Consider the following 6,101-nt stretch of genomic DNA (forward strand, 5'->3'; position numbering starts at 1 on the left):
GCCCGACCTATGCGCAGGAAATCCGCTCGCCGTTGTGATGGCCCAGGCCGCCTGCAGACCGGCCTTGAGGAAGCCAACGCCACCATAATATTCAACGCCGTCGAGCTGCATGGCCACGGCCGGCAGGCCGAGCTCGCCGAAGATTCCAGCCCCGAACTGCCCCTGGAAGGCGAGGTTGTGCACGGTGATCAGCGACGGCAGGCCGACGGCCTTGCCGTAGCGCATATAGGCAAGCGTCATCGCCGACTGCCAGTCATGGGCATGAACGATGTCCGGCTGGTAACCAGAGATCGCGCCGCCGGCAATGTCGCCGCCGACCTGGCTCAGCGCCGCGAAGCGCCGCCAATTGTCCGGCCAGTCGGCGCCGGATGCGGTGCCGTAAGGGCCGCCCTGGCGATCGAAGAGATGCGGCGCGTCCAAAACGAAGAGATCGAGGTCGCCGATCTTGACGGCATGGATCGAAGCCTTGCCGCCCTGCAGCAACGGATACTGGTACACGGGTTTCTTCTTTGCGAAGGCAGCCATCACGACAGGATAGCCGGGAACCAGCGTGCGCATCGCCACGCCCTTCCCGGCCAGCGCGATCGGCAGGGCGCCGGTCACGTCGGCAAGCCCGCCGGTCTTGATCAGCGGGAAGATTTCGGGCGTGACCGACAGAACCTGCATGCGCTCCACATTCCGATCTCAACGTGACAGGTCAAAGTGACAATCTGTTGATCAAGCCGTCAACCCGATAGGGTTGATCGGCAGGTCGACAGCTTATTGATCGACCCCTATGGGGTCGACAACTTGTTGATCATGTCCTGCGTGATCAGGCAGATGCCCTTTTCCGATACGCGAAAACGCTTGGCGTCGAGGGCCGGATCCTCGCCGACCACCAGCCCCTCGGGGATCTGCACGCCATGGTCGATGACGACGCGCTTGAGGCGCGCGTTGCGGCCGACAGTCACGTCGGGCAGCATCACCACCTCCTCCAGCTTCGAATACGAATTAATGCGCGCGCCGGTGAAGATCAGGCTGCGGCGCAGCGAGGCGCCGGAGACGATGCAGTCGCCGGACACCAGCGAGGAGATCGCCTCGCCGCGGCGGCCATCCTCGTCATGCACGAACTTTGCCGGCGGCTTCAATTCCGCATAGGTCCAGATCGGCCAGTCGCGGTCATAAAGGTCGAGCTCGGGCGTGATATCAGTCAGGTCGATATTGGCTTCCCAATAGGCATCGACGGTTCCGACGTCTCGCCAGTAGGGCTCGGACTCATGCGAGGAGCGCACGCAGGATTTGGCGAAGCGGTGGGCGATCGCCTTACCGTGCTGGACGATATAGGGGATGATGTCCTTGCCGAAGTCGCGGCTGGAGCCGGGCTCGGCGGCGTCGCGGCGCAGCTGCTCCATCAGGAACTTGGTCTTGAAAACATAGATGCCCATCGAGGCGAGCGCGAATTCCGGCTTGTCCGGAATGCCCGGCGGATCGGCAGGCTTTTCGACGAAGGCGATGATGTTGTCCTTGGCATCGACATGCATGACGCCGAAGCCGGTCGCCTCCAGGCGCGGCACTTCCAGGCAGCCGACGGTGACGTCGGCCCCGGCATCGACATGCTGGCGCAGCATAAGTTCGTAGTCCATCTTGTAGATGTGGTCGCCGGCGAGGATGACCATGTATTCCGGCCCATAGGCCTCGATGATGTCGATGTTCTGGTAGACGGCGTCGGCAGTGCCTTCATACCATTGCGTTTCCGAAACGCGCTGCGACGCCGGCAGGATGTCGAAGCTCTCGTTTCGCTCTGGACGCAGGAAGTTCCAGCCGCGCTGCAGGTGGCGGATCAGCGAATGCGCCTTGTACTGGGTGGCGACGCCGAGGCGGCGGATGCCTGAGTTCAGCGCATTGGAGAGGGCGAAATCGATGATGCGCGTCTTGCCGCCGAAATAGACGGCGGGTTTGGCGCGCCGATCGGTCAGTTCCTTGAGGCGGCTGCCGCGGCCGCCGGCCAGCACATAGGCCATGGCGTCGCGCGCCAGCGGCTGGGTTCTTTTGATCTCTGCCATTTTGTTACCCTCCCAAACAAGCTGCCCGGACCGTTGCAAGGGCAGGATGAGACATCATCTGCTTCAGTCCGTGACGAATTCCAGCATGATCGTCGACAGCGGCGGCAGCAGCATCGTCGCCGATACGCCGCCCCCTTCCCCGCTCGCCTCGATCATGCCGCCATTGCCCATGCCGGAGCCGCCATAGTCGGCGGCATCCGTATTGATGATTTCGCGCCACTTTCCCGCCTTCGGCAGCGGCACGCGATAGTTCTCGCGCGGCACCGGCGTGAAATTGGAGATGACGGCGACCGGGTTGCCGTCCGGCGCGTTGCGCAGCCAGGCGAAGACCGAATTGTCGCGGTCGTCGACGATCAGCCAGGAAAAGCCCTCCGGCTCGCAGTCGCGCGCATGCAGGGCCGGGCGCGAACGGTAGAGGTAGTTCAGGTCGCGCACGGTCTGCCAGACGCCGCGATGCGGCGCGAATTCGAGCAGGTTCCAGTCGAGCGCGCGCGCCTCGCTCCACTCGCGGCGCTGGGCGAATTCCTGGCCCATGAACAGGAGCTTCTTGCCGGGATAGCCCCACATGAAGGCGTAATAGGCGCGCAGCGTCGCAAACTTCTGCCAGTCGTCGCCGGCCATCTTGTGGAGCAGCGTGCCTTTGCCGTGCACGACCTCGTCATGCGAGAGCGGCAGCACGAAGTTTTCCGAGAACGCGTAGACCAGGCCGAAGGTGATGTCGTTGTGGTGATGCTTGCGGAAGATCGGCTCCTTGGAAAGGTACTCCAGCGTGTCATGCATGAAGCCCATATTCCACTTGAAGCCGAAGCCGAGCCCGCCCTCATGCACGGGACGCGACACTTTCGGCCATGAGGTCGATTCCTCGGCGATCGTCATCACGCCGGGGTGGTGGCCGTAGAGCTCCTTGTTCATCTTCTGCAGGAAGCTGACGGCATGCAGGTTCTCGCGCCCGCCCTTCTCATTGGGGATCCATTCGCCCGCCTTGCGCGAATAATCGAGGTAGAGCATCGAGGCGACCGCATCGACGCGCAATCCGTCGACATGGTATTTCTCGGCCCAGAACAGCGCGTTGTTGACGAGGAACGACACCACCTCGCGGCGGCCGAAATTGTAGATCGCGGTGTTCCAATCCGGGTGAAAACCCTGTCGCGGATCGGCATGCTCGTAGAGCGCGGTGCCGTCGAATTGCGCCAGCCCGTGCTCGTCGACCGGGAAATGCGCCGGCACCCAGTCAAGAATGACGCCGATGCCGGCGCGATGCGCGCCGTCGACGAAGCGGGCGAAGCCGTCGGGGTCGCCGAAACGGGCCGTCGGCGCGTAAAGGCCGGTGGTCTGGTAACCCCAGGACGGATCGTAAGGATGCTCCGAGATCGGCAGGAACTCGATATGGGTGAAGCCGGTGTCGACCACGTAAGGGATCAGCCGCGCGGCGAGCTCGTCCCAGGAGAGGAACGTTCCGTCGTCGCGGCGCTGCCAGGAGCCGGCATGGACCTCGTAGATCGAGATCGCCTCGCGCCGGGGATCGGCCTTGCGCCAGTAGCCGCGATGCGCCTCGTCGCCCCACTGATGCGCCATCGGCGGCGCCGTCACCGAGGCGGTCGCCGGGCGCAGTTCCGATTCGAAGGCGAACGGGTCGGCCTTGAGCGGCAGGCGCACGCCGTCCGGTCCGATGATCTCGAACTTGTAGGGCTGGCCCGCGGCGAGATCGGGGATGAACAATTCCCAGATGCCGGTGTCCTTGCGGTCGCGCATGGTGTGGCGGCGCCCGTCCCAGTCGTTGAAGGCGCCGACCACGGAGACGCGCCTGGCATTGGGCGCCCAGACCGCGAAATGCACGCCGGTGGCGCCCTCATGATCGATGATGTGGGCGCCGAGCTTATCAAAGAGCCTAAGATGCGAGCCTTCGGCCATGTAATAGTCGTCCATCGGTCCCAGAACCGGGCCGAAGGAATAGGGATCGGTCAACCACCAGTCGCCGCCGGCATTCCTGGCGTGATAGCGCAGCGGCTGGCGCTTGCGGATCGAGACCTTGCCCTCGAAGAAGCCGGCATCGTCGCGGCGCGAGAGCTCGCCGGCCTCCTTGCCGGTCAGCGTATAGGCGGTGACGAATTCGGCGTTGGGCACGAAGCAGCGGGCGACGAAGCCCTTGCCGGCCTCCTGCACGCCCAGAACCGCGAAAGGATCGCCATGCGTCCCGGCGACAATCGCCGCGACATCGCCGGCAGGCGCCAGTCCGTCCGGCCCGCTTGTCGCAGCGGTCGCGCGCGGCTTCCTCATCAAGCGGTCGCCCTCCCCGGGCATCTTGTTCTGGCGCATGCCTTGGTGCGGCACGCGCCGTTCTTTGTCTTGGCGCATGTCGCGATCCCAAAACCGCTACGCACTTTTGGGCGGCATGCACTAACTTAGTCTTGATACATGCCGTGATTTGGGCGGCATGCACCGGGCCACATTCCTGGTGGCTCATGCAATCATATCAGACGGGCACGTTCCAGATGTCTTTCGCATATTGGCGGATCGTGCGGTCGGACGAGAACCAGCCGACGCGGGCGACGTTGCGGATTGCGCGCGCGTGCCAGTCGGGGCTGTTGCGCCAGACGGCGTCGACCTCGCGCTGGCAGGCGGCGTAGGAATCGAAGTCGGCCGCCACCATGAACCAGTCGCTCTGGTAGAGGCCGTTCATCAGGTCGCGATAGCGGCCGGGATCGTCGGGCGAGAAGACGCCGGAGGAAATGGCGGACACCGCCTGCGACAGCTCGGGCGAGGCCTCGATCACTTCGCGCGGGTTGTAGCCATTGTTGCGCCGCTCGGCGACTTCGGCGGTGGTGAGGCCGAAGATGAAGATGTTGTCGTCGCCGACATGTTCCTTGATCTCGACATTGGCTCCGTCGAGCGTGCCGATGGTCAGCGCGCCGTTGAGCGCGAACTTCATGTTGCCGGTTCCCGATGCCTCCATGCCGGCGGTCGAGATCTGCTCGGAGAGGTCGGCGGCCGGCATCATCACCTCGGCCAGGCTGACATTGTAGTTCGGCACGAAGACAACTTTCAGCAGGCCGCGCACCGACGGATCGCCGTTGATGACCTTCGCGACGTCGTTGGCCAGTTTGATGATCAGCTTGGCGTTGTGGTAGCTCGGCGCCGCCTTGCCGCCGAAGAACTTCACGCGCGGCATCCAGTCCCGCTCGGGATGCGAGCGGATCTGGTCGTAGAGCGCGATCGCCTCCAGGATGTTGAGCAGCTGGCGCTTGTATTCGTGGATGCGCTTGACCTGGATGTCGAACAGCGCCGACGGGTCGAGCCTGATGCCGAGACGGTCGGCTACGAGCTTGGCGAGCCGCGCCTTGTTCTGGCGCTTCACGGCGGCGAATTTCTCGCGGAAGGCGGCATCGTCGGCCAAGGGGTCGAGATCCTTGATCCTCTCAATATCGTCCATGAAGCGGTCGCCGATGGCCTCGCGGGCAAGCGCGGTGAGGCCAGGATTGCACTGGATCAGCCAGCGTCTCGGCGTGATGCCGTTGGTCTTGTTGTTGATGCGATCGGGATAGAGCTTGTGGAGATCGGCGAACACCGTCTCCTTCATCAGTTCGGTGTGCAGCGCCGAGACGCCGTTGATCGAATGCGAGCCGACAAAGGCCAGGTTGCCCATGCGCACGCGGCGGTCGCCATTTTCCTGGATCAGCGAGATGCGTGCGATCTGGTCGCCCGAGAATTTTCCGGTGGCCCGAGCCTCCAGCAGCACCTGGGCATTGATGGCGTAGACGATCTGCATGTGGCGCGGCAAAAGCCGCTCGAACAGCGGCACCGGCCAGCTTTCAAGCGCCTCGGGCAGCAGCGTGTGGTTGGTGTAGCCGAAGGTGCGCTTGGTGATGTCCCAGGCAAGGTCGAAATCCATGCCATGGACGTCCATCAGCAGCCGCATCAGCTCCGGCACCGCCACCGCGGGATGCGTGTCGTTGAGATGGATCGCCGCCTTGTCGGGCAAAGACTTCAAGTCGCCATATTGGCTGAGGTGGCGCTGGACGATGTCCTGCAGCGAAGCGGTCGAGAAGAAATATTCCTGCC

Annotated in this window: 4 protein-coding genes; all 4 read right to left on the reverse strand. The window is 63.8% G+C overall.

Annotation, left to right across the window (positions count from 1 at the left end; translation table 11 throughout):
• The coding region (locus EOA24_RS24510; RefSeq protein ID WP_189354185.1) for a glycogen/starch synthase at positions 1–666 on the reverse strand (666 nt) is incomplete at its 3' end.
• A 107-nt stretch (positions 667–773) separates the two neighbouring features.
• Entirely contained in the window at positions 774–2,042 is a 1,269-nt protein-coding gene (gene glgC, locus EOA24_RS24515) for a glucose-1-phosphate adenylyltransferase (RefSeq protein ID WP_126078420.1), read from the reverse strand.
• A gap of 63 nt (positions 2,043–2,105) precedes the next feature.
• The gene (gene glgB, locus EOA24_RS24520; RefSeq protein ID WP_126083470.1) at positions 2,106–4,319 is read right to left on the reverse strand and encodes a 1,4-alpha-glucan branching protein GlgB; all 2,214 of its coding nucleotides are present in this window, start codon (positions 4,317–4,319) and stop codon (positions 2,106–2,108) included.
• Positions 4,320–4,515: 196 nt separating this feature from the next.
• On the reverse strand, positions 4,516–6,101 hold a 1,586-nt coding region (locus tag EOA24_RS24525; RefSeq protein WP_127410145.1), incomplete at its 5' end, for a glycogen/starch/alpha-glucan phosphorylase.

It is taken from the genome of Mesorhizobium sp. M2A.F.Ca.ET.039.01.1.1, from assembly GCF_003998035.1.
GTDB lineage: Bacteria > Pseudomonadota > Alphaproteobacteria > Rhizobiales > Rhizobiaceae > Mesorhizobium.

Bases quoted from the DNA above. Each gene is read 5' to 3' on its own strand.
- glgC (WP_126078420.1), bottom strand. From the start codon at position 2,042: ATGGCAGAGATCAAAAGAACCCAGCCGCTGGCGCGCGACGCCATGGCC.
- glgB (WP_126083470.1), bottom strand. From the start codon at position 4,319: ATGAGGAAGCCGCGCGCGACCGCTGCGACAAGCGGGCCGGACGGACTG.